This window comes from Niveibacterium sp. 24ML, assembly GCF_026586805.1.
In the GTDB taxonomy this organism is placed as follows: Bacteria; Pseudomonadota; Gammaproteobacteria; order Burkholderiales; family Rhodocyclaceae; genus Niveibacterium.
The window spans coordinates 21,348-45,019 of sequence record NZ_JAPFHA010000024.1; the positions used below are offsets into that span (position 1 = coordinate 21,348).

Annotated in this window: 16 protein-coding genes and 1 CRISPR repeat array (1 of these 17 only partly in view); of the genes, 9 read left to right on the forward strand and 7 right to left on the reverse strand. The window is 62.5% G+C overall.

All coding sequences use genetic code 11. The features are described from left to right. A CRISPR array of direct repeats spans window positions 1-4,076; the repeat unit is 37 nt; unit sequence GGCCAATACCGAACCCCGAACCCGAGGGGATTAAGAC (it extends 433 nt beyond the left edge of the window). 517 nt (window positions 4,077-4,593) lie between these two features. Beyond that, window positions 4,594-5,739: a CRISPR-associated ring nuclease Csm6 gene (csm6, locus tag OPU71_RS17525; RefSeq protein WP_267729355.1), complete on the forward strand. Its 1,146-nt coding sequence runs from the start codon at window positions 4,594-4,596 to the stop codon at window positions 5,737-5,739. 8 nt (window positions 5,740-5,747) lie between these two features. Next, the gene (locus tag OPU71_RS17530) at window positions 5,748-6,884 is read left to right on the forward strand and encodes a Card1-like endonuclease domain-containing protein (RefSeq protein WP_267729356.1); all 1,137 of its coding nucleotides are present in this window, start codon (window positions 5,748-5,750) and stop codon (window positions 6,882-6,884) included. A gap of 191 nt (window positions 6,885-7,075) precedes the next feature. Here the strand turns inward: OPU71_RS17530 and OPU71_RS17535 are convergent, their stop codons facing one another. Both OPU71_RS17535 and OPU71_RS21385 read right to left on the reverse strand, forming a co-directional pair. Then, complete coding sequence (locus OPU71_RS17535; RefSeq protein WP_267729357.1) at window positions 7,076-8,107, reverse strand: hypothetical protein; 1,032 nt, start codon at window positions 8,105-8,107, stop codon at window positions 7,076-7,078. A 327-nt stretch (window positions 8,108-8,434) separates the two neighbouring features. Continuing rightward, window positions 8,435-8,644: a helix-turn-helix transcriptional regulator gene (locus tag OPU71_RS21385; RefSeq protein ID WP_420712398.1), complete on the reverse strand. Its 210-nt coding sequence runs from the start codon at window positions 8,642-8,644 to the stop codon at window positions 8,435-8,437. Window positions 8,645-9,446: 802 nt separating this feature from the next. Here OPU71_RS21385 and OPU71_RS17540 point away from each other — a divergent pair. After that, a complete protein-coding gene (locus OPU71_RS17540) occupies window positions 9,447-11,270 on the forward strand; it encodes an alpha/beta hydrolase-fold protein (RefSeq protein WP_267729358.1) in 1,824 nt (607 codons plus the stop codon). A gap of 272 nt (window positions 11,271-11,542) precedes the next feature. On the opposite strand, the gene OPU71_RS17545 is transcribed toward OPU71_RS17540, so the two are convergent. The 5 genes from OPU71_RS17545 to OPU71_RS17565 all read right to left on the reverse strand — a co-directional run bounded on the left by OPU71_RS17545 (window position 11,543) and on the right by OPU71_RS17565 (window position 16,626). Further along, the gene (locus tag OPU71_RS17545; protein ID WP_267729359.1) at window positions 11,543-12,358 is read right to left on the reverse strand and encodes a hypothetical protein; all 816 of its coding nucleotides are present in this window, start codon (window positions 12,356-12,358) and stop codon (window positions 11,543-11,545) included. After that, entirely contained in the window at window positions 12,359-13,648 is a 1,290-nt protein-coding gene (locus tag OPU71_RS17550) for a tyrosine-type recombinase/integrase (RefSeq protein WP_267729360.1), read from the reverse strand. It lies immediately after the preceding gene. A gap of 153 nt (window positions 13,649-13,801) precedes the next feature. Further along, complete coding sequence (gene fliE, locus OPU71_RS17555; protein ID WP_267729361.1) at window positions 13,802-14,119, reverse strand: flagellar hook-basal body complex protein FliE; 318 nt, start codon at window positions 14,117-14,119, stop codon at window positions 13,802-13,804. A gap of 45 nt (window positions 14,120-14,164) precedes the next feature. Further along, the gene (locus OPU71_RS17560; RefSeq protein ID WP_267729362.1) at window positions 14,165-15,514 is read right to left on the reverse strand and encodes a sigma-54-dependent transcriptional regulator; all 1,350 of its coding nucleotides are present in this window, start codon (window positions 15,512-15,514) and stop codon (window positions 14,165-14,167) included. After that, window positions 15,511-16,626 carry a sensor histidine kinase gene (locus OPU71_RS17565; RefSeq protein WP_267729363.1) on the reverse strand — a complete coding sequence of 372 codons (1,116 nt, stop codon included), beginning with the start codon at window positions 16,624-16,626 and terminating at the stop codon, window positions 15,511-15,513. Before OPU71_RS17565 ends, OPU71_RS17560 begins: the two co-directional genes overlap by 4 nt. 167 nt (window positions 16,627-16,793) lie before the next feature. Here OPU71_RS17565 and fliF point away from each other — a divergent pair, with 167 nt between their 5' ends. From fliF to OPU71_RS17595, 6 genes are all read left to right on the forward strand, one after another. Beyond that, complete coding sequence (gene fliF / locus OPU71_RS17570) at window positions 16,794-18,527, forward strand: flagellar basal-body MS-ring/collar protein FliF (protein ID WP_267729364.1); 1,734 nt, start codon at window positions 16,794-16,796, stop codon at window positions 18,525-18,527. Then, window positions 18,514-19,512, forward strand: coding sequence for a flagellar motor switch protein FliG (gene fliG / locus OPU71_RS17575; RefSeq protein WP_267729365.1), 999 nt, complete (start codon window positions 18,514-18,516; stop codon window positions 19,510-19,512). The genes fliF and fliG overlap by 14 nt, the downstream gene beginning before the upstream one ends. Before the next feature lie 18 nt (window positions 19,513-19,530). Continuing rightward, a complete protein-coding gene (locus OPU71_RS17580; RefSeq protein WP_267729366.1) occupies window positions 19,531-20,256 on the forward strand; it encodes a FliH/SctL family protein in 726 nt (241 codons plus the stop codon). Next, a complete protein-coding gene (fliI, locus tag OPU71_RS17585) occupies window positions 20,256-21,659 on the forward strand; it encodes a flagellar protein export ATPase FliI (RefSeq protein WP_324256083.1) in 1,404 nt (467 codons plus the stop codon). The genes OPU71_RS17580 and fliI overlap by 1 nt, the downstream gene beginning before the upstream one ends. 106 nt (window positions 21,660-21,765) lie before the next feature. Beyond that, window positions 21,766-22,227: a flagellar export protein FliJ gene (gene fliJ, locus OPU71_RS17590; RefSeq protein WP_267729367.1), complete on the forward strand. Its 462-nt coding sequence runs from the start codon at window positions 21,766-21,768 to the stop codon at window positions 22,225-22,227. A gap of 64 nt (window positions 22,228-22,291) precedes the next feature. Further along, window positions 22,292-23,539: a flagellar hook-length control protein FliK gene (locus OPU71_RS17595; protein ID WP_267729368.1), complete on the forward strand. Its 1,248-nt coding sequence runs from the start codon at window positions 22,292-22,294 to the stop codon at window positions 23,537-23,539. Window positions 23,540-23,672: the final 133 nt, after the last annotated feature.

Sequence of the window (23,672 nt, forward strand, 5' to 3'; positions counted from 1 at the left end):
GAGGGGATTAAGACGCGCTGCGCTAACACCGCTTGGTATAGATCCATGGCCAATACCGAACCCCGAACCCGAGGGGATTAAGACCTTGCGGCGATCTCAACATCATCCAGTGCGTGGCCAATACCGAACCCCGAACCCGAGGGGATTAAGACGTTCGGACAGTTTTACTGCCATCGCAACAGCGGCCAATACCGAACCCCGAACCCGAGGGGATTAAGACCCGATGCCGAGATTCTTACAGAATTTGAGTCGGCCAATACCGAACCCCGAACCCGAGGGGATTAAGACAATGCTTTCGCCATTGCCACGCTCATGTGCCCGGCCAATACCGAACCCCGAACCCGAGGGGATTAAGACGAACAGCGCGTGCCCTTCACCCATCGCGTCGGGCCAATACCGAACCCCGAACCCGAGGGGATTAAGACCGGCTGCCTTGGCTTTCGCCTTGGCTGCCTTGGCCAATACCGAACCCCGAACCCGAGGGGATTAAGACAACGCGGGCGGCTTCGATGCCGCCGTCGTTAATGGCCAATACCGAACCCCGAACCCGAGGGGATTAAGACGGCGGCGGTGGTGCGAGCGACGCCAGATTACGGCCAATACCGAACCCCGAACCCGAGGGGATTAAGACTTCGTGTAGCTTACGTGCGCTACGTAGTTCCCGGCCAATACCGAACCCCGAACCCGAGGGGATTAAGACGGACGCTGCCCGTCCTGCCGCGCCTCTAAGCAGGCCAATACCGAACCCCGAACCCGAGGGGATTAAGACGGTTCCTGCGAGGTGAAGGTGCGGGCTTCGGGGGCCAATACCGAACCCCGAACCCGAGGGGATTAAGACCGGAATAGGCAGTTTTACTGCCATCATTCTCGGGGCCAATACCGAACCCCGAACCCGAGGGGATTAAGACAGAACCGTTTCGAGCGGCAGACCGCACTGATCTGGCCAATACCGAACCCCGAACCCGAGGGGATTAAGACCGCAGCACGCGGATGACTCATGATGCCCCTCGGGCCAATACCGAACCCCGAACCCGAGGGGATTAAGACTTGATCCCCATGACAGCTTTCGTCGCCGATGTGGCCAATACCGAACCCCGAACCCGAGGGGATTAAGACACAGCTTTGCACCGTCCGGCTTGATCGTCTGGCCAATACCGAACCCCGAACCCGAGGGGATTAAGACTGACTTCGGCGGCTTCACTTTGGCGCCGCAGTGGGGGCCAATACCGAACCCCGAACCCGAGGGGATTAAGACGTCGATGACGGCGGTAGCGAGAACGGAGCGGGCCAATACCGAACCCCGAACCCGAGGGGATTAAGACTTTGATCGCCGGCCCACGATTGCGTTTCAATGGGCCAATACCGAACCCCGAACCCGAGGGGATTAAGACTTGGCCACCTTTTTGGCTGCGCTCACGCCCGGGGCCAATACCGAACCCCGAACCCGAGGGGATTAAGACGAAGCGCCCGCCAACAATGCGCGCCATTTCTTCGGCCAATACCGAACCCCGAACCCGAGGGGATTAAGACACTTCACCCGGCGTGCACAGGCGCGGGCCTTCGGCCAATACCGAACCCCGAACCCGAGGGGATTAAGACGCCTGATCGTGTGCCATGCCCCACGGGATGCGCGGCCAATACCGAACCCCGAACCCGAGGGGATTAAGACGATCAGATCACCACCCGGGAAGGTGACGAAGGTCGGGCCAATACCGAACCCCGAACCCGAGGGGATTAAGACCGCCTGCGGCCTCGCATGTCCCATCGCTGGGGGCCAATACCGAACCCCGAACCCGAGGGGATTAAGACTCGAGCACCGAGCGTTCGAGCTTCTGGATGTGGCCAATACCGAACCCCGAACCCGAGGGGATTAAGACCTCGGCAGGAGCCGAAGGCGACGCAGGATCAGGGCCAATACCGAACCCCGAACCCGAGGGGATTAAGACCCCAATCGACGGCTCCTTGCAAAGAAAGAGGCCAATACCGAACCCCGAACCCGAGGGGATTAAGACCGCCCACATCCGAGCGATAGACGTAGTACCCGGGCCAATACCGAACCCCGAACCCGAGGGGATTAAGACTCACCGCCTCGGCTACGATGGCGTCAATATTGAGGCCAATACCGAACCCCGAACCCGAGGGGATTAAGACTCATCCGGGTTGTTGAAGAGCACTGCTTTGAGGCCAATACCGAACCCCGAACCCGAGGGGATTAAGACTTAATAAAAACGAACAACTGCTTGAGGTTCAAAGGCCAATACCGAACCCCGAACCCGAGGGGATTAAGACGCTGATTCCGCAATCAGCCCGGCAGGTGCCGGTGGCCAATACCGAACCCCGAACCCGAGGGGATTAAGACAGCCATCCTTCCATCATCCAGCAGCACGATGGGGCCAATACCGAACCCCGAACCCGAGGGGATTAAGACCCTTTGCCTTGCCCTTCGCGGCACGGGTAACGGGCCAATACCGAACCCCGAACCCGAGGGGATTAAGACCCCTTAGGCGGCGTGGCTTCCCGGCACCGGGTGGCCAATACCGAACCCCGAACCCGAGGGGATTAAGACCAAGCGCGGCCCACAAGTTAGCGCCCGCCTTATGGCCAATACCGAACCCCGAACCCGAGGGGATTAAGACGTGTCAGGGATTTAATTAGTTGTGCGGAGGGGGCCAATACCGAACCCCGAACCCGAGGGGATTAAGACCCGCCAGCTTCCCGAAAAAATCTTCTTGATGGCCAATACCGAACCCCGAACCCGAGGGGATTAAGACTGAGCCGGAAAACGTTAAACCCGGCTTGCGTGGCCAATACCGAACCCCGAACCCGAGGGGATTAAGACTGAAGCGTGGAACATTATTGGTTTTGATGCGGGGCCAATACCGAACCCCGAACCCGAGGGGATTAAGACACCTGATCCAAGTCCGGGCGTTGGCGACCACAAGGCCAATACCGAACCCCGAACCCGAGGGGATTAAGACCGGCTTGCACTGCCTTTGTATAAGTTTGTTTCGGCCAATACCGAACCCCGAACCCGAGGGGATTAAGACGCGATAGAACGATGCGTTTTGTACTCGGGCGGGCCAATACCGAACCCCGAACCCGAGGGGATTAAGACGCATTCTCTCACAACGAGCCCGGTTTTCTGGCCAATACCGAACCCCGAACCCGAGGGGATTAAGACCGATACGCCCGGCCACGTCATTGAATAGCGCACGGCCAATACCGAACCCCGAACCCGAGGGGATTAAGATAGGACTGCGGAGGCGATTACAACGGCTGCGGCGAGGCCAATACCGAACCCCGAACCCGAGGGGATTAAGACCAAAGTCTCGCTGATGATCGCGCAATCGAAGCGGCCAATACCGAACCCCGAACCCGAGGGATTAAGACTCGACATCCAGTATGTAGTTACCGTTGGAATCGGCCAATACCGAACCCCGAACCAGATGGGATTAAGACGGCATCTTTGCGAGCACGGAGTCAATGCTGTCCGACCAATACCGAACCCCGAACCCGAGGGGATTACGACGGTGGTGTTCATTTTGTTGCCCCTTTGAAAGGGCCAATACCGAACCCCGAACCCGAGTGGATTAAGACGGACGCTGATGATTTCAAATTCGGCGCCGTGGCCAATACCGAACCCTGAACCCGAGGGGATTAAGACAGCCAAGAATTCCTTGATGGCTTCCCCCTAGGCCAATACCGAACCCCGAACCCGAGGGGATTAAGACGCAATATCGACGGACGACCGGATCGCTTCCATTCGGCCAATACCGAACCCCGAACCCGAGGGGATTAAGACGAATGAAGGCGCGCAGCTTCGTGCGCAACAGCGGCCAATACCGAACCCCGAACCCGAGGGGATTAAGACTTTACTTCTTGGCTTTGGCTTTCGCCGCCGCCGGCCAATACCGAACCCCGAACCCGAGGGGATTAAGACCAACCTGCAAAACGGGCAAGCGCTCTGCACAGGCCAATACCGAACCCCGAACCCGAGGGGATTAAGACCTGCGGCATATGTCAGGGGTGCTGCGACACCGGCCAATACCGAACCCCGAACCCGAGGGGATTTGCGAACGTAGCGATGGAGAAGGTTCAGGGGTTCGCGACTTTTGAAAGATGCGAACGCCACACGGGTCTGGCATTGCGCAGCAGTAGGAGGAGTACTTCTTTGAGAGTCGGTTCGAGCAAACTTAAGCGCACCGGCGTGACGCTGGCGGTTGTGGTGCTGCTGTTGATATTGCTTTGGCAGTACGGCGAATTTGCGTACCGCTTGGGCTGGGAAGATAGCAATGAGGCGGCGGAGCTGCCTGCTGCGCCAAACGCAGCCCCTAGGTGTTTCGGCGCCGAGGATGAGCAGAGCGCGCCAAATGGATGCAGGCGACTGACGCCGGTAGCTGGGAAGCCTGCGTCACGGGTTAATGTTGGTGAGACTGCGCGCCGGTCACGACCGACTGGTGCGCTGTGATGGCCAGGCCTGCAGGGCGGGATACCGGCGATCATGGCTAGCGCAACCGCAAGCTTGCCGCTTGGGCGCCCGGACCGGGCATCTGCCATCATTCGTTGGTACTTGACTCGTGTTCGTTCAAATTCATGCCCCGAAAAGTCCTTGTGGCCGTGACCGGCCTTTCGCCCCAGATCGTGACCGAGACGCTGTTTGCGTTGGCATGTCAGGGCGAATCGCCGTGGGTGCCGGATGAAATCCATCTGATTACGACGGTGACCGGCGCAGAGCATGCGCGCTTGAATCTGCTGACCCCTACGACGGGGTGGTTTCATCGCTTGCGTGCGGACTATGCGTTGCCGCCGATTGCGTTTGATGAGAATTCCATCCATGTCATGCACGACGAGTTGGGCAAGCCGATGGAGGATATCCGCACACCGGCCCAGAACACTGCGGCAGCAGACTTCATGACTGAAGCGCTGCGGACGCTGACACGATCGCCCGATACGGCGGTGCACGTGTCGATCGCGGGGGGGCGCAAAACGATGGGGTTTTACATCGGCTACGCGCTTTCGCTATTTGGCCGTCCGCAGGATCGGCTTTCTCATGTGCTGGTATCCGACCCTTTCGAGAGTAATCGCGACTTTTACTATCCGACCCCGCACGACCATCCGATCCATGTGCGGCGAGGGGATCGGGAAGTCACTTACAACGCGCGCCATGCGACGGTTGAACTGGCAGAGATTCCGTTTGTGAGTTTGCGCCATGGCTTACCTGCAGACTTGCTGGATGGACGCGCTTCGTTTGGCGCCACCGTGGCGGCTGCGCAGGCGGCCTTGGGCGCGCCGGAGCTTCGACTTGATGCGGCGTCCTTGCGCGTTCGCGCAGCGGGCAAAACGTTTCGCTTGTCGCCAGCTGAATTTGCGTTGCTGACGCTGTTTGCACATCGAGCCCGGTCGGGGGCAGAACCGATGCGGGCACCACTTAAGGATATTGCTGACACGGATTGGTCTGCGGAGGCATTGCGCGATATCGCCGCAGCGTGTGGCAGCATGCAGATTCCAGCCAGCGTTGAGGCTGCGCTGACTGAAGGGGCCGATGAGGCGTACTTCTCTCAGCACCTTTCTCGGCTTCGCAAACAGGTTCGGGCGGCACTGGGCCCCGCCGCGGGCCCATACCTGATTGAAGACGGTGGCAACCGCCCACGTCGGTATCGGCTTGCGCTGCCACCGGAGAGCGTTGTGTTTGAATGCATCGCCGCTGATGACCCATTTCCCCCCACGCCAATTGATTGAAGGATTCAATGATGCCGCTTGCGGACATTCACCTGATGCTGGTTTCGGAACAGGCTGCACCCAATGTGCTACCGGCGCTTGATGCGGCACTCAAGCCAGTCGAGGCGGTCTTGTGCACAACTGCGAAGATGGCAGAGCGGGCGGCCGATCTTGAGCCCGTTCTGCGCGAATCAGGCGTGAAGGTATCGCGTCTGTCGCTATCGAATGAGCACGATTTTGCGAAGATGCAAGACGAACTTCTGTCCTTTGCCGCACAGCGCGATGGTGAATTAATTGCAGTCAACCTCACCGGCGGCACGAAGCTGATGGCGCTCGCGGCTCAGTCAGTGGCAAAGATCGCCGGCTGGCGCGTTTTCTATGTGGATGTAGATACCGACGAGGTGTCGTGGCTGGACGAACAAGTGGCCCGCCATGCCCTCGCACACCAGGCGCGTTTGCGCCACTACCTGAGGGCCTATGGCTTTCAGATTGATGGCGGCATCGAGCGCCCACAACCGCTTCAGCGCCAGAGTGATCTGCTCAGAACCCTGATCGTTCAGGTGGGTAGCCTAGAGAGCCCTTTGTCGCAGCTGAACTGGCTGGCCCAGCAGGCTGAGGATGCGCGCCGGCTCCATGTGGATCTGACCCCGGCGCTGTCCGACAGCCGGAGCCTTGACACCTTGCTGCGCCAGTTCGCTGAAGCGGGCGTGCTGCAGCTTTCCGGCAACCGGATCAGCTTTGCAAGCGAGGCGGAACGTACGTTCGCCAAAGGCGGTTGGCTGGAAGAGCATGTGTTCCGAGTCATCACCCAGGTAACGGGTGAGCTTGGTTTGCGTGACAAGGCCGCCGGCCTTCAGGTGATTGACCGCTCTGGGGCAAAGAACGAGCTCGATGTGTCGTTCCTCGCACGCAATCGCCTGCACGTCATCGAATGCAAGACCGCCCGAATGGACAGGCCTGAGGCACCCAAAGCCAATGACGCGCTTTTCAAACTCGCCGAAATCTCCCGCCGCGTTGGGGGCCTGGGTACACGCGCCATGCTGGCCAGCTATCGCGCTGTAGGGGAATCCGAGCGTCGCCTCGCCAAAGCCCTGCGGGTAGAGCTTGTCTGTGGCCCGGAGCTGGCAAGGCTGCCCGAGCGCATCCATACATGGGTGAAGCGATGACCTGCCGCGCCGCCGGCGCATTGAGTTTTGCAACGGCGCAGAATGTGCATCGACCCTACCGGCGCACGGTACAACCGCGTTTGAAGGATGGGCTGAAGGCGTAGCCCAATGAACGATGGATGTCCCTGATGCGAACTGCGGTCGGTCTAGCTGACGGCTCAGGCCCCCTGCATACATCACGACATCAGCGCTTAGCCTCCCAAAGACGATGTCGGATCTGGACTGGACGCCTCTTTAGCAGGCGACTTGGGCCGTTGACGCGCAGTGACCTCCCGGACGGCTGCGACGGTTTCAGGCGATGGTCGCACCACAAGAGGCGACTGGCCTTGGGAGCTATGCGCGTAATGCTCGCTGGCAGTGTCGGGAGAACGGTGCCCAACCAGCGCGGCAATTTGAGGCTGAGCCATGCCCGAGCACTTGGCATCGGCAATAAGCTGATGACGACACGAGTAAAGGCAAAGTCCCAGACACTGAGATTTTGCACGTCCAGTCATGCCTTGCGCAGCCCGCTTACGCACGCTGCGCAGCAGCGAGCGGAGCCGACTCATCGCGCGCTGCAGTTCATGGTCAGTCCGCGCCTCCCGATGCATGAAGCCGATCACGCGCTCAATCGCGGAAGTCGCGCTTGGCGATAGCTCATCGACGAGGATGATCCGCTCGACGCCGCACCCACGGCCATTGGTGGCCTTAGAATTCTGGACGACTAGCGCGGCGGGCTCGCCCGGAAGCCTCACGAGCTGCGAGCTCGCCCACTCACCTGGTCTGAGGCCGACAGCCAGCGACGCGATAAGCATATCCGCGAGGCGCCTTGCGGTGCCGCATCCTCGCCCCTGCATGGTGTCGAGTACAGCGAGCACGGCACTTTGGGCTTCAATGCTGACGCCCTTCGACTTCGCGCCTGAAGTGCGCCTCGAGCGCGGCGGCAGCCCTTTTGAGCCGACTGAGGAGAGTCGCTCAATTGAGTCATCATCGCGATCTTTGTAGCGCTCCAGCCCCCAAAGTGCCGCGGCCTTGTATACCCGCCAGGTGCGCGCTGCGAGCGTCGGCCGGAGTGCGATCAAAGCTTCGACGAAATCTCCAGCAGAGACCCACTGCTGGCCAGCCGCGCGGCAGAGTCGCTTGTCGAGTTGAAAATAGCGCCGCTCGTATTCGGCGCATGTCTTCACAGACCTTGACTGAGCACGACCCATGGCTGCCAAACGACTCCCGGGTGAAAATCCCATGCTCACCCCCGGAGCTGAAACGAGTTAGGCGGTCGTCCGCGACGCGGAGCTCCGGCGGGGATGGTCGGGGTCGAAAGGCATTCCATGGAAGCAGCGCGGGAGGCGCCTCTTGTACACAATGTATCGGGACCTAGCGGCCGCGAATGCTGCGATCTGAGACCAGCAATCTGCTGTATGTATCCATGGCCCGTAACGCCGAAAGTCACGCCCCTCAAGCTCGCTATCCAGCGTGAACACCTGCCGACAACCTCGTCGATCCATTGCCGGAGCACCACAGTGTGGTCCTGAAGCTCGGAATTACCCGGCGCTGGCGCGCGCCCGAGGCGCTCAGCTGCCATGACCAGCCATCCCCTTCACCCGTGCAGCCGCCTGGACCTCAAGCCATTCGTCTATTTCGTGCTCAAGGAACCCGCTCAACCGCCCCCCGAGCTGCACCTGCAGGGGGAAGTCAGAACGTTTGCAGAGCCTCCACAAAGCGGTGCGGCTCACCGCAAGTTTCTCGCAGACGTCCCTGATTTTTAATACTCGCATCGCCATCGCGGTGTCCCTATAAAGGTTGTGAACACCCCGAATGCTGCGCGAGCCTCCGACGGACTGCACGGACAAAATCGCGCGCCACAGGCGGGACCAAATGTCCAGGACATTGGCATATCCAGAAATAGTCTAGCCAGGGAGGATGCCCAGCCTGAAACGGCCCGCTCGTGGGATGGAGACTCGGTCGTTACATGGAAAGCCGACAGTTGGCTGACGCGCAGCCAGACACGACGACGCAACGACGGAAAGGTCTACGCATGCTGGCGCTGACAAATTTGAACGCGCTCGCTGTACGTCCATGGAACGCAACGCTGGTTTGACCTGCCAATTCTGATGACGTCGCCACCGCGAAACGGGGGCATCGCGCCGCCCCCGCTGGTGGGCATGAAGCCGTTGCTGTTACATCTGCCACGCGCGCGTCGCACGCACGGACTCACCCTTCAGAACGATTCGATGTGAGCCATTGAGCAGCCGATCCAGAGCTGCATCAGCGATCATCCGCCCGCTCGGAGATTCGTGTCACTGGTCGCTTTCGCATTGGGCTGCCACCAACACTGAGGCGGTTCCGACCCGGTCGGCGCTGTCTGCCACGATGGTTGCACGAGGCGGTCGCGTCATCTTTTCCGGGCATGGTGTCCTTTCATGGAACTTCGAGACTACAGAAGCGCGCTCGCCCCAGCATGGAGGACGGAGAATAGCGTCATAGTAGCGAATGATGGATCTCTGGCTATTGCCCTCCACCGCAGCGTTGCACTGAGAAAGGCTCACACCGGCCGACGTGTGAGCTATAGAAAGGCCACCTGCCATGCTAAGTATTGTTGCCCGTTGCGTGACGCTTTGCGCTGTGCTCTTCTCCTGCACAGCCTCCGCTGTCGCGGTCGATTTTCAACTGGATGCGCCCAAGGCCAAGACCGTGTTTTTGGCGGGCGAAATGACCGATTGGGACAAGGCCAAGGTCCCCATGGCGAAGGGGACGGACGGGAAGTGGCACGTTCGGCTCGACCTTGCCACAGGGCAATGGCTCTACAAGTTTGTGGTCGATGGCGCATGGATCACAGACCCCGTCGGTACCCAGAACGATGCGGATGGCCAAGGCGGCCGGCACTCGTACGTCTTTGTCGGTGATGGCGACTGGAGCGCTCGCGCGGGCGTTCCGGCGGGCAAGGTGGACGCGGTCGCGGTGCCATCAAAGGCGTGGGGCCACCCGGTCAAACTGAACGTCTACCTACCACCCGGATTTCAACGCGGGCAGCCGTATCCGGTTTTGTTGCTCCTGCATGGCGCAGGCATGGACGCGGACCAGTGGTACAAGACGGGGCAAGTCCATCATTTCATGGACAACCTGCTGGCCCAAGATCTCATTCGTCCGTTCGTCATCGTGATGCCGAGCAGCGGAACGCTTAACTACACCGGCGTCAGCGAGCGGTTCCTGACGGAAGAGTTGCCCCTCTGGCTGAAGGACCGGTACGGCTTGTCGCCCAACGTCGCGCAATCCGGTGTGGCCGGTATGTCGATGGGCGGCTTCGGCGCCTTTCACTTGGCGCTGAGCCATCCCGATCGGTTTGGAATCGCGATCGCGTTGAGTGGTTTCTACCCGCAAGACCTTCTCGACAAAGTGCCGCCCATCACGCGCCTCCCTTTTTCCTTTGTCCAGCTTTGCGGCACCGAAGACCCACTGCTCGGCGGCAACCGCGCCCTGGCGCGCGCCCTTCAAGCGCGGGGTGTTTCGTTCTACTACCGGGAAGATGAGGGCGCGCATACCTTCCACTACTGGAACCAGCGCACGCCCGAGATGTTGGTCGCCGCCGGTGCTTTCTTTAGCCGTGGTTACGTCCGCCACAATGAAGACATGCAGAGGCTTCCGTCAGCCGAGTCCTTCGCGATCCGCGGGCAACCCGTTCCGGTCACCGAGGCGCTGTGGCCACGATTGATCGGCAAGTGGCGGGGCGAATGGATTCTTGCGGACGGCAGCGCGCGTGGCCGCCTGGATCAAACCCTCACTGCGGCAGGTCCGGGCAATGTCGCAGGCCGCTACAGCGCATATGACACGCCCGACGGCGACAAGTCGATCAACGTTCCGTTCAGTGGCCGGCAGTTCGACACCGTAGCGGGTTGCGTCGGTTGTATCCGCGCCGTAGATCGTGCCGGCGTTCCGTACAACGAAACCGTCAGCGAAGAAGGCGGTCATCTCTTTCGTCAGTTTGCGATCCAATACGGCGAGGTCACCGTCGTCCACCGCCTACGCAAGATGGAGGGGTACTCGGTCATTCCGGTGACGGATGCGCTGTGGGCCCGCCTTGTCGGGACATGGCGCGGCGAGTGGATCGTGGACGGCAGTAGCCCGCGTGGTCGCATGGAATACGTTTTCGCCGCAGCAGGCCCGGGCCACGCTGAGGGGCGGTACAGCGCGTTTGGCACCACAAACGGTGACCGGGATGTCAATGTTTCGTTCAGCAGTGTGGTCAATGCAATCCCAGGCTGCGAAGGGTGTATCGGGTCATTCGATAAGAACGGCTCTGTCTCGCTGATCCGAACCGTTAGCGAAGAAGATGATGAGCTCTGGCTTGACTGGAAGACTCAATACCCGGGGGCGACGGTTTTCGTGCGTCTGCGGAAGGTGGGTGAATAGATGGCTCTACTGCTGGCGTGAGCACCGCTTTGCCAAGGTCTGCTGCCATCAATCAATGGCGCGATTGTCTTGTTCGCGCTGGGTGTTCGGTCTTGGCCGAGTGCCGTCGGTGATTTGGCCCCAGCCGGGCGAATGTCACGGAGGGGCCGAGGCCGGCCCTGCATCGCGCAGAGCGGGAGAAATCCGTCAGGTGTGAACAGCGCGCTGGTCAGCCACACCAGCGCAGCGCTCAATTCGCGTCAGCGTACGTATATGCAACGGGCACAATCAAGTCAAAGATCGATCACCCAATCAAGACAGACTGCATGGCATTCGTCCTCGTAGTCGTAGAACGGTTCCTCGCGAGTCCTAGGACTACTCACGAGATGCCTTTCCTCCACCACATAGACCCTGCGCAGCTTGCGCAGCACCGTGTTCGCTTGGGATAGACACAACGGATACTTCATCCCTGCCCGGTGAAAGACAGCCCCCAAGCAAAGCGTCGAGTCGGAGTAGCGCCCGCCGTCGGGGTTCAGCGTCTCCGTTGGACCGTTTGAAACCTTCACCGGTGACCAACCTGACCTGTGGCACAGCATCACAAATTGCTGCGCCGCCCAATGCTCAGCCACAAGTTTCTTCCCTTGCTTCGTCGGCCCTTTACGGGATAACGCCTTTGCCTGCGCCTCTGCTTCCTCCTGTAACGACGCGTCCTCCACGTACCTCAACAGGCTGCGCCCGTCACGTTCTTTCCAATGAATGAGACGCGAGGCCGCCGCATCTCGTAGGCAACTCAGCGCCTCAAGTTCTACGGAGCCGAGCTCGGCCAACGCAAGCTCTAGCTTGCTTGCAGCATCTGCCACGCTCTGATAGCGAAGTTGCTTTGCGTCATCCTTTACCTTTTTGCCGCTCTTCGTCTTCACCGCAAGGTTACAGCGCTGCCCATATTGAACCGCGAGCCCCGCTAGGGCGGCAGAGAACTCCGAGACCTCATTGAACACTGGGTCGCCACGCTGCCGCCTGCGATCGAAAACAGCTTGTTCTATTTGCCCGAGCGGCAAAAAACCATGTTTTTGGTGCGACCGCGGCTTTTTGACATCCGTGCCCATCATTCATTCCGCCTTACATGCATCACCTTCAGCCTCAAACGCATCTAGCAAGTCAGCCCACTCCTGGAGAAGCTCACGATGAAAACCGGAGTAGGTGGAACGATTGTAGGCCGCGCGTGTCTTGTTCCGTTCGCCGTGTGCCAGCGCCCTTTCGATTACGTCCGGCAAATGGCGACCCGTCTCGTTCGCCCAAGTTGAAGCAGTCGCACGAAACCCGTGAGCGTCCGCCATGTTCTTGAATCCGTGCCGTCGCAACCACTCAGTCAGAACGGTGCGACACATGCCGCGCCCGTCCGATCGTCGGTTTGGAAACACAAATTCACTTGCGCCTCGTAGCTCGCGCATGCCTCGCAGCAATTCCGCCGCCTGGCGCGAAAGCGGGATCTCGTGCGCCGTTCCGGCTTTCATCCGCTCGGCGGGAATCAGCCACGTTGCGCGCTCAAGGTCGAACTCTGACCAACGTGCCTGCAAAACCTCGTTCGTGCGGCACCACGTCAAGATCAGCAGGCGCATTGCAGCCTTGGTCGTCCGATCAGTCTTGGGGGTATCGCGTAACTCGCGCAGAAAGCGTCCCATCGCTGACAACGGCATCGCTTTGCGCGGAACTACCCTTCGTGCTCTGCCGATCCGGAGCGCGGTCGACGGGGGTACGGGGTTCGCACCCACAAGTTCGTGGTCGATGGCGAAGTCGAATGCCTGCTGCAGGTACATCCGAATTTGCTTCGCTGTGACCGGGCGCTCGATGTCAAGCTGTTGAAGCTCCGCCATCAGTTCGCGGCGCGTGATCTCGGCAATCGGGCGCGCCCTTATCTCCTGATTCAACCCACGCGCCAACTGGGCACGTCGATGCTTTGCCGTCGAAGGGCGCGCGGTCTGATCGGCAACAGCCAGCCAACGATCAAGCACCCCCCCAAGCGTGTTCCCTGCAGCCTTGGATTCCTCCAATGCGATCCGCTGCTGTTCGGCCTCGATCCAGTCGAGCGGGTGCCTGCCCTGCGCGACGATCCAACGGGCAGCTCGGTGCATGCTGCGGGCCAACGACAACCCGACAGAGGGAAAAGCTCCGAGTGTGTACAACCCTTCCCGACCATTTAGCCGGTACTTGTATCGCCAGATCTTTCCACCCGCCGGAGTGATGGCGAGGAACAATCCACCGCCATCAGCGACTTTCAGCAGCTTGTCAGCGCTGCGCAACGCACGCGCTCCTTTATCAGTCAGCGCACGCGGGATGCCGTCATCAGTGAGCTTGCGGGATTGGTCGAGGGCACTGAGGACGTCGCTGGCGGTTTTCATGGCACTGGGGGTATCGGGCTTCCGTACCACCAACCATACCCCCAACCGAACTCACTAGCAAGGTGTTCCAGGGAGTTTCAAGAAACAGAAAACCGCCTCACGCCTTTGTTTTTCAACGGTTTTTGTTACAACGCGAAACGCGCAGCAACACCCCTAAACCTGCATGTTCATCATGTCCTGGTAGGCAGTTACCAGGCGATTTCGAACTTGGACCATTTGCTGGAACGAGAGGCTGGCCTTTTGGAGGTTGACCATCACGTCTTGCAGGTTGACGTTCGGGTCGCCGGCGGAGAACTGTTCGGCCATGGCCCTGGCGTCGGTTTGTGCCTGGCTGACTTGCTGCAACGCGCCTTGCAGGACCTGCGAGAAGTCGACGCTCTCGGCGCCATCGGCTGACGCGGGTTTGCTCGCCGCCGCATCCGCGGTGGCGCGCATCTGACCGATCATCTGTTCAATACCGCGCGTTTCCATCTTGAGTCCTCTCCGTACCCGTCACCAGCAAAGCCCGTGCCAAGTTCAGATGTCGGCGCCCTCCGCCCGGTACTGCTGGAGCTTGTAGCGCAGGGTTCGCTCGGAAATGCCGAGCTTTTCAATTGCCAGTTTGCGTGAGCCGCCGACTGATTTCAAGGTATCGAGAATGTGTTGCCGCTCCAGATCCTTCATGTTGCTGGGTTTTTCGTCGATGACCGGGGCTGGGGCAATGACCTGAGCCTCACTGGCCGGTGCTGCTGAGCTGCCAAGCTGCGGCAGGCACAGGCGCATATCAGCCGCTTCGACCCACTCTCCACGCGCGAGGATCGCGGCGCGCTGCAGGGTGTTTTCAAGCTCGCGGACGTTGCCGGGCCAGTGCCAGGCGGCAAGAATTGCCGCTGCGTCCGGCGTGAGGCGCGCGAGCTTGCCGATCCGCGTGCCGTGGCGTTGCAGAAAGTGCGTCGCAAGCGCCGCGACGTCGCGGGGTCGCTCACGCAGACTGGGGATGGCGATCGGGAACACGTTGAGGCGGTAGTAAAGGTCTTCGCGGAAGCGGCCGGACTGCACTTCGCGCAGCATGTCGCGGTTGCTGGTAGCGAGCACCCGGATATCCAGTGCGATCGGTTTCTTGCCGCCGACCCGTTCGACTTCTCGCTCTTGCAGCACTCGCAGGAGTTTGGCCTGGAGCGGCAGCGGCATTTCCGATATTTCATCGAGCAGCAAGGTGCCGCCCTCTGCCTGTTCGAACTTGCCAGCCTGGGCGGTTTGCGCACCAGTGAAGGCGCCCTTCTCGTACCCGAACAGCGTTGCTTCAAGCAGGGTTTCGGGGATCGCCGCGCAGTTGATCGCAACGAAGGGCCCGCCTACCCGGCGCGAATTGCGGTGGATGTAGCGCGCAAAGACTTCCTTACCGGTACCGGATTCGCCGGTCAGCAAGACCGTGGCGTCGGTTTCCGCAACGCGGGCGGCCAAAGCCAGGGCTTCGCGGGTACGCGGATCTTCGGCCACCATTTCCGATTCGTCCGGCACCGTCGTGGCATAGCGGCGCACCTGTTCGAGCAACACGGCCGGCTCGAAGGGCTTGAGCAGGAAATCGCAGGCGCCGGCGCGCATGGCGGCCACGGCGGTGCCTACATCGCCGTAGGCGGTCATCAGCATCACCGGCAGTTGCGGATGCCCGGCGCGGATCGCATCGAGCAGCTGCAACCCATCCATGGGCTGCATGCGCAGATCGCTGACCACCAGGTTGAAGGCACCGCGATCCAGCGCGGCCAACGCGGCCGGCCCGTCGCCCACCGCCGTCACGACATGGCTGGCGGTTTCGAGCGTGAAGGCCACGGCATCGCGGATATCGGGATCGTCTTCGACGACGAGGATGTGGAGCGTTTCGATCATGCGGCGTCCTCGCGGATCGGCAGGGGCAGCGACAGGACAAACGTGCTGCCCTGCCCCGGAGTTGATTGCAACGTGATGTCACCACCGTGGGCGCGGGCCACGCCACGCGCGATCGCCAGGCCCAGGCCCGTGCCATCGGCACGGGTGGTGAAGAAGGGTTCGAACAGGCGAGCTTCGAGCGCAGCATCGATGCCACGGCCGTTGTCGATTACGGTGAACTCGACACGCCCGCTGGCGTGCGCTGCGGCGAGGCTGATCCGCCCGCCCTCGCCCACCGCCTGCAGCGCGTTTTCCAGCAGATTGGTCAGCGCGCCGGCAATATCCTTGCGGTGGCCGGCAAAGCGCAGGCCGGGGCAGGCGCAGCGGCTGGTAAAGGCCACGGCGCGGCGCGCGGCAACCGGCTCGATGGTGTGTTCAAGTTCGGCCACCAGTTCGCAGATATCGAAGTCTTCGGTGCCGAGCACTTCGCCGCGCGCAAAACTGAGCATGTCGCGGATCAGGCGTTCGAGGTGGCGCAGGCGATCCAGCGTGCGATCGGCGCAGCGCGCACGGTCGGCCGGGCTGAGTGTGGGTTCAGCGAGGTTGCCGGCATACAGCAAGGCGGCTGCCAGCGGCGTGCGCAACTGGTGAGCGAGTCCGGCGACCATCTCGCCCATTGCAGCCAGGCGCTCATTGCGTGCGGCGTTGCGGCGCATCAGCCAGGCCTCGGTCACGTCGTGCAGCAGGACGATGCGGCCGCCCGCCGAATCCTGCGCGGTTTGTGACATGGCAATCCGCCGCACGGCATCGGGCAAGCCGGCTTCGAACTCGGTCGGCGATTCGGTGGGCCGGAGCATCGCACTCGATACCGACAGCCAGTCACGCCCGACCAGGCCTTCGGCAAGCATGGCGCAACCCGCGTCGTTCACCTGCTCGATCCGCCCCATGGCATCGAGCAGCACAACCCCCGCCGGCAAGGCGGCCAGCAGGCCGGTCAAGCGCTCGTTGAGGCGTTCGACCTGCCGTTCAAGCCCCGAGTAGGCGTGCGTGAGCTGCGCCGAGGCTTCCGAGAACTGGCGGAAGGCTTCGGCAAGCTGCGCGGCATCGAGGGGTGGCTGGATCGTCTCTTGCATGATGTGGTGGAGCAAAGCGGCCCGAATCGCAGATTAAAGGCAGCGCGCCGGCAAGAACCGGCGAATAGGCGGCAAAAACTGCCGCTTAAACGGACTTTGCGCTTGCCGCCGGCACAAGACAATGCGGTCATCCAGAAAAGGGCCTTTGCGCCCAAGAGGTCGAAACCATGGCCGATGCCGAACTGACTGCCGAGCAACCCGCGCCGCCCCAGTCCCCGCTGGAGCTGATCCGCGAGAATTTCAACAAGCTCACGGCGCGCCAGAAGATTGCCGGCGCGATTGCGATTGCCATGTCGATCGCCTTGCTCACCGGCATGTGGCTGTGGAGCAAGCAGCCGAACTACGCGGTGCTGTTCTCAGGCCTGGCGGAAAAGGATGGCGGCGCCATCGTCACCGCGCTGCAGGCGCAGAACATTCCGTTCAAGGTGACCGACAACGGTTCGGCAATCCTGGTGCCCTCCAACCAGGCGGCTGAGCTGCGCCTGCGCCTTGCAAGCCAGGGCCTGCCCAAGGGCGGCTCGGTTGGCTTCGAGCTGATGGAAGGCAACCGGATCGGGATGTCGCAGTTCCATGAGCAGGTTAACTACCAGCGCGCGCTTGAAGGCGAGCTGGGTCGCACGATCGGCTCGCTCAACGCGGTGCAGAACGCGCGGGTGCATCTGGCGATCCCCAAGCAGACCGCCTTCCTGCGCGACGAACAGAAGCCCTCGGCATCGGTGGTGCTCACGCTGCACGGCGGCCGTGTGCTCGACGGTGGCCAGATCGCCGGCATCGTGAACCTGGTGTCGGCCTCGGTGCCGCAGCTCACCGCATCGGCGGTGAGCGTGATCGACCAGAACGGCAACCTGCTCACCACGCGCGCCGACCCGAGCGGGCTCGATGCCACCCAGATCAAGTATGTGCGCGAAATTGAAGAACGCTTCGTGCGGCGGATCGAGAGCATCCTCGAACCGATCGTCGGGCCGACCAATCTGCGCGCGCAGGTTACCGCCGACGTCGACTTCGACCAGCAAGAACAGACCGCCGAAACCTACAAACCGAACCCGAGCCCGAACCAGGCCATCCGCAGCCAGCAACTGGCCGACGCCTCCACCATGCAGCCCGCACCTGCGGGCGTGCCCGGCGCGCTGACCAACCAGCCGCCGGTGCCGGCAACCGCGCCGATCACAACGCCCGCAGCCCCCGGCACCCCGGGCGCCGCCAACCAGGCGCAGCCGCTGTCGACCACCCGCAACTCCACCACCAACTATGAACTCGACAAGACCGTGCAGCACACCAAGCGCGCGCTGGGCCAAGTGCGCCGGCTGTCGGTCGCCGTGGTGGTGAACCACAAGTCCGAGCGCGACCCGAAGGGCAACGTCAAGACGGTGCCACTGACCGAAGCCGAGATGAAGCAGGTGAACGATCTCGTGCGCGAAGCGGTCGGCTATAACGAAACGCGTGGCGACACGGTTAACGTGGCCAATGCGCCCTTCACCGATGCCGCGCGCCGTGGCGACGATCTGCCGGCCTGGAAAGACCCCGAACTGCGCGAGCTGGCAATGCAGATCGGCCGCTGGGCCCTGCTCGCCATGCTTGCGCTGTTCCTGTGGCTGCGTGTGCTGCGCCCGCTGGTGCGCACCGTTGCCCCGCCCCCGCCGCCCGTGCCGGCTCCCGGCGAAGCGGGTTCCGAGGCCGCAGGCGAGGCCGAAGAGGAGGAAGGCTACGTGGTCAGTCTCAGCGAACCCGAAGAGATCCCGGACGACCAGCTCCTGCCGCCGGAGGTACGGCTGGAAGAAATCGCCCGCATGAGCTTCGAACGCAAGATCGCGAAGGTGCGCGAAATCGCGGTGAAGAACCCGAAGGTCATCGCAACCCTGATGAAGGAATGGATGGGGAGTTCGCCAAATGAGCGACGCTGACGAGGGAATCAACAAAGCCGCACTGCTGCTGCTCACGCTCGGCCCCGATGAGGCGGCCGACGTACTCAAGCATATGTCGCCGCGCGAAGTGCAAAAGCTTGGCCTCGCCATGACCAAGCTGGTGCCGCAGGGGCGCGAGGTGATCGAAGCACTGATCAACGAAGTGGCGATCTACGCCGCAAAGAGCTCGCCGGTACAGGCGGACGACGAGAAGATCCGCATCATGCTGACCAAGGCGCTGGGCGACGAGCGTGCCGCCAACCTGCTCTCGCGCGTGTTGCAGGGCTCGGATACGGCCGGCATCGAATCGCTCAAGTGGATGGATGCCGCCACTGCCGCCGACCTGATCAAGAACGAGCACCCGCAGATCATCGCAACGATTCTGGTGCACCTGGAATTCGACCACGCTGGCGAAATCCTCAAACACTTCTCCGAGCGCCAGCGCAACGACGTGCTGCTGCGCATCGCCACGCTCGACGGCGTGCAACCGGCCGCGCTAAAGGAACTCAACGAAGCCCTGACCCGCGTGCTGTCGGGCTCGACCCAACTGAAAAAGACCTCGATCGGTGGCGTGCGCCACGCGGCCGACATTCTCAACTTCGTTGGCAGCGCCGCCGAAACCGCGATTCTGGACAACGTGCGCGAGTACGACCCGGATCTGGCCCAGCGCATCCTTGACGAGATGTTCGTCTTCGACAACCTGATGGACGTCGACGACCGCGGCATCCAGACGATTCTGCGCGAAGTGCAGTCCGACCAGTTGGTCATCGCGCTCAAGGGCGCCAACCCCGAAATGCGCGAAAAGGTGTTCAAGAACATGTCGCAACGTGCGGCCGAGATGCTGCGCGAGGATCTGGAATCGAAAGGCCCGGTGCGGCTGTCGGAAGTGGAAGCCTCGCAGAAGGAAATCCTCAAGATCGCCCGCCGTCTGGCCGAGGAAGGCCAGATCCAGCTGGGCGGCAAGGGCGGCGACGATTTTGTCTGATCGCGGAGCTGACTAGCCATGGCGCTCGACTTGATCATCCGCGCGAACCAGGCCACCGGGGCCTACCGGCGTGTGCAGTTCGAGGACTTCGCAGCGCCGGCCCCGGCCGAGCCGCTGCCGGCTGAAGCCGAGACCGAACCGGCAATCGCCGCGCCGGCCGAAGCCGAAACACCTGCCGAAGAGACCGCGCCGGACCTGCCGAGCGGGCCACTTGAAATCGCACCCGGCGTTCATCTGCCTACCGCCGAAGAGGTCGAGCGGATTCACCAGGATGCTTACAAGGCCGGCTACGACATTGGCTACGAAGAAGGCAGCGCGCGCGGCCGGCTTGAAGCCTCTGAACTGCACCAGTTGCTGACCCGCTTCGACGAAACCCTGGGCAATCTTGACGAAGCCATTGGCAGCGAGATCCTGGCCCTGTCGCTCGAAGTTGCGCGGCTGGTGGTGCGCGACCACATCGCGCGCAAACCCGAATCGCTGATCCCGGTGCTGCGCGAGGCACTCGCACAGTTGCCGCAGCAGCACGGCACGGTGCACATCCACTCGGAGGACGCCGCCCTGGTCAAGCACTACCTGAGCGAGCACTACGCCCACGTGGGGCACCGCGTGGTTGAAGACGACTCGCTCGAACGCGGCGATTGCCGCATCGAGATCGGCGGCACGCAACTGGACGCTACCGCAGCAACCCGCTGGCGCCGCGTGGTGGAAAACCTGTCCACCGCACACCCCTGGAGCGATGACTGATGGCCCGCCTTGCTGAAGCCTGGCGTGGCTACCTGCAGGACTGCGGCAAGATGGCCAGCGTCGCATCGCCCTACCAGGTGGCCGGGCGCCTGACCCGCATCAACGGGCTGGTCATGGAAGCCTCGGGCCTGAAGCTGCCGCTCGGTTCGGGCTGCCGCATCCTGATCCCCGGCGGCGGATCGGTCGAGGCGGAAGTGGTTGGCTTCACCGGCGACAAACTCTTCATGATGCCGACCGACGACGTCTTCGGCCTCGCCCCCGGCGTGCATGTCGTCCCCAATGACCCGGCCCAGCCGCAGCTGAGCACCGGCGAACGGGTTGAACCGCGCCGTCGCGCCTCTGACCGCGCCAAACACCTGCCGGTGGGCGACGAACTGCTCGGCCGCGTCGTCGATGGCGCCGGGCGTCCGCTCGATGGCCTGGGCCCACTGCTGGTCAAGCACACGCGCTCGCTGCAGAGCCGCCCGGTCAATCCGCTGACCCGCGCGCCGATCGATTCAAGCCTGGATGTGGGTATCCGCACCATCAACGCCTTGCTCACGGTGGGGCGCGGCCAGCGTCTGGGGCTTTTCGCCGGATCGGGCGTGGGCAAATCGGTGCTGATCGGCATGATGGCCCGCTACACCGAAGCCGATGTCATCGTCGTCGGGCTGATCGGCGAACGGGGCCGCGAGGTCAAGGAGTTCATCGAACACAACCTCGGCGCCAGCGGCCGTGCCCGCTCGGTGGTGGTGGCCGCGCCAGCCGACACCAGCCCGCTGATGCGCCTGCAAGGCGCGGCCTATGCCACCACGATCGCCGAGCACTTCCGCGATCAGGGCAAGGATGTGCTGCTGATCATGGATTCGCTGACCCGCTACGCGATGGCGCAGCGTGAGATTGCTCTTGCGATCGGCGAGCCGCCGGTTACACGCGGCTATCCGCCATCGGTGTTTGCACGCCTGCCCGCGCTGGTCGAACGCGCTGGCAACGGCGCCGAAGGGGGCGGCTCCATCACCGCCTTCTACACCGTGCTGGCCGAGGGCGACGACCAGCAGGATCCGATTGCCGACTCGGCGCGCGCCATCCTCGATGGCCACTTCGTCTTGTCACGCGCACTCGCCGACCAGGGGCACTACCCGGCAATCGACATGGAGCAATCCATTTCGCGCGCCATGCACAACCTGATCAAACCCTCGCACTTCGAGCTGGTGCGGCGCTTCAAGCAGCTGTTCTCGCGCTACCAGCGTTCGCGTGACCTGATTGCGGTGGGCGCCTACCAGGCCGGTGCCGACCCGGTCCTGGACGAAGCCGTGCGCGCCTATCCGCAACTGGAAGCCTTCCTGCAGCAAGGCATCAACGAACGCGCCAGCTACGAAGCCAGCCTGGCCGGGCTGCACACCCTGTTCGGCGTCGAAACCTGAACCACGCCGCCAGCAGATCGCGGCGCACCCGAGGTTTTGCGCAAGACCGATCCGGGGCGTATATATTTAGAGTCTCAGTCTGCCACCTGGCCCGACCATCGCTTCAATGCCCTCCGCGCTCGAAACCCTGATCGAACTGGCCCAGAGCCGCATGGACGATGCGGCAAAACGACTCGGCGAACTGCTCAGCAGCGGGCAAGCGCACGAGCAGAAACTCGCCATGCTGGTCGAGTACCGCGAGGAGTATCACAACCGGTTTCGCAGCGCCGCGCAGTCCGGCATTTCGCCGGATGCCTGGCGCAATTACTCGGTCTTCCTCGCCAAACTCGATGAAGCCGTGTTCGAGCAGGAGCAAGTCGTCTCGCGTGCGCGGCTGCAGGTAGAGGCCGGCAAACAGGCCTGGGTGGACGAGCGCAATCGCAAAAAGGCCTTCGACACCCTCGCAACACGGCATCAGGCCGCCGCGCTGCGCAAGGAAAACCGCGACGAGCAGCGCATGACCGACGAGCACTCGGCCAAGCTCTTCCGCGACAAGTCCGACGACGCCGAAGACCCCCCTGCGGACTAGACTGGCACGCGCCTTGCTGAAGTGGCGTTATCCCAAGCGGAACAAGCGCCCCGAGGAGCCCAGAATGCCCGTCACCAACAGCTTCATGCCATCACCGATGCCGGCACCGGCAAAGATGACCGCGCCGGTAGCCCCCACGCAGCCATCGCGCCCTGTCGACGCCGAGGCCAAGCGCGATACGCAGAACCGGTTCGCAAACACGCTCGATGCCCGCGTGCAAGCAGGCAAGGCCGCTGAGGGCAAAGCAGCGCAAGGCCCCGCCACGGCTGAGGCCAGCGCCGAAGGCAAGGAAGCCGGCGATGCGAAAGCCGTGGCCGAGACCGAGGCGGCAGAGGCAAGCCTTGCCGTTGTCGACGACGCGGCGCAGCTGGCGCAACTGAGTGCTGCGCTGCTGGCCGCATTTGGCAACGCCGCGCCTGCCGCCAACCCGACACAGGCGCCCGGCACCACGGCGCAGACCGATGCAGACGGCGCGCTCGGGCTGGCGGCAATTGCCGCCGGGGCCGTGTCCGCAGACGGCAATGCCCTGCCGGCAACGGCAGATCCTGCCGCGCAGGCACTGATCGCCGGCCCGACCGGGCAAGGCTCCCTCGCCAACGCGGGCACCGGCAGCGAGGCGAAACTGGCGGGCGGCGTGACGGAGGCCGGTGCAGCCCCCACTGGCAGCACACCCTTGCAGGCGCCGGGGCTGAGCGTTGCAGACAAGCCGGGCAAGCTCGAAGCACCTGCCGACGCACTGCAGGCCAGCGCCAGCAAAGCCGGCGCCGAATCCCTGGCCCCCGCAAACACAACACCGCAGCCGCCGGTGCACGCCTTCCACGATGCGCTGACCAGTCGCACACCCGAAGCGCCGCGCGCCGAAGCACCGCAGTTTGCAGTACGCACGCCGGTCAGCAACCCGGGTTGGACCGAAGACATCGGCAACCGCATGGTCTGGATGGCGGGCAAGGAACTGGGGCGGGCGGAACTGATCCTCACGCCGCCGCATCTGGGCCGTGTCGAGATCAGCCTGCGGCTCGACGGCGAGCAGACCAGCGCCACCTTCGTCACCGCCACGCCCGCAGCACGCGAAGCCATCGAGCAAGCGCTGCCACGCTTGCGCGAACTGATGACCGACGCCGGCCTGAACCTGAGCCAGGTGAACGTCAGCGCGAACAGTGGCAAAGACCCGTCGCAGGAACGCGCGGCATGGGGAAGTGGCACGCGCGCGGGTGTTTCCGCCAACGGCAATGACGACGCAGAGCCGCTGAGTGGCGTCGCGAGCCGTCCGGTTTTGCGCAGCGGGCTCGGAATGATCGACACCTTCGCCTGAATTGAATGCCGGTAGGGCCTCAGTTCGGCGCTTAAAGCGCCGTAGACAGAGGGAATAATCACACCTGACAGTGACCTGCCCGCATTAAACACCCGTGCATGAAGCTGCAAGGCCTTACCGACTGAACCTGAAG

Excerpts from the sequence above, each read along its gene's own strand:
- csm6 (WP_267729355.1), top strand. The coding sequence starts at position 4,594 with ATGCCCCGAAAAGTCCTTGTGGCCGTGACCGGCCTTTCGCCCCAGATC.
- OPU71_RS17530 (WP_267729356.1), top strand. The coding sequence starts at position 5,748 with ATGATGCCGCTTGCGGACATTCACCTGATGCTGGTTTCGGAACAGGCT.
- OPU71_RS17535 (WP_267729357.1), bottom strand. The coding sequence starts at position 8,107 with ATGGGATTTTCACCCGGGAGTCGTTTGGCAGCCATGGGTCGTGCTCAG.
- OPU71_RS21385 (WP_420712398.1), bottom strand. The coding sequence starts at position 8,644 with ATGGCGATGCGAGTATTAAAAATCAGGGACGTCTGCGAGAAACTTGCG.
- OPU71_RS17540 (WP_267729358.1), top strand. The coding sequence starts at position 9,447 with ATGCTAAGTATTGTTGCCCGTTGCGTGACGCTTTGCGCTGTGCTCTTC.
- OPU71_RS17545 (WP_267729359.1), bottom strand. The coding sequence starts at position 12,358 with ATGATGGGCACGGATGTCAAAAAGCCGCGGTCGCACCAAAAACATGGT.
- OPU71_RS17550 (WP_267729360.1), bottom strand. The coding sequence starts at position 13,648 with ATGAAAACCGCCAGCGACGTCCTCAGTGCCCTCGACCAATCCCGCAAG.
- fliE (WP_267729361.1), bottom strand. The coding sequence starts at position 14,119 with ATGGAAACGCGCGGTATTGAACAGATGATCGGTCAGATGCGCGCCACC.
- OPU71_RS17560 (WP_267729362.1), bottom strand. The coding sequence starts at position 15,514 with ATGATCGAAACGCTCCACATCCTCGTCGTCGAAGACGATCCCGATATC.
- OPU71_RS17565 (WP_267729363.1), bottom strand. The coding sequence starts at position 16,626 with ATGCAAGAGACGATCCAGCCACCCCTCGATGCCGCGCAGCTTGCCGAA.
- fliF (WP_267729364.1), top strand. The coding sequence starts at position 16,794 with ATGGCCGATGCCGAACTGACTGCCGAGCAACCCGCGCCGCCCCAGTCC.
- fliG (WP_267729365.1), top strand. The coding sequence starts at position 18,514 with ATGAGCGACGCTGACGAGGGAATCAACAAAGCCGCACTGCTGCTGCTC.
- OPU71_RS17580 (WP_267729366.1), top strand. The coding sequence starts at position 19,531 with ATGGCGCTCGACTTGATCATCCGCGCGAACCAGGCCACCGGGGCCTAC.
- fliI (WP_324256083.1), top strand. The coding sequence starts at position 20,256 with ATGGCCCGCCTTGCTGAAGCCTGGCGTGGCTACCTGCAGGACTGCGGC.
- fliJ (WP_267729367.1), top strand. The coding sequence starts at position 21,766 with ATGCCCTCCGCGCTCGAAACCCTGATCGAACTGGCCCAGAGCCGCATG.
- OPU71_RS17595 (WP_267729368.1), top strand. The coding sequence starts at position 22,292 with ATGCCCGTCACCAACAGCTTCATGCCATCACCGATGCCGGCACCGGCA.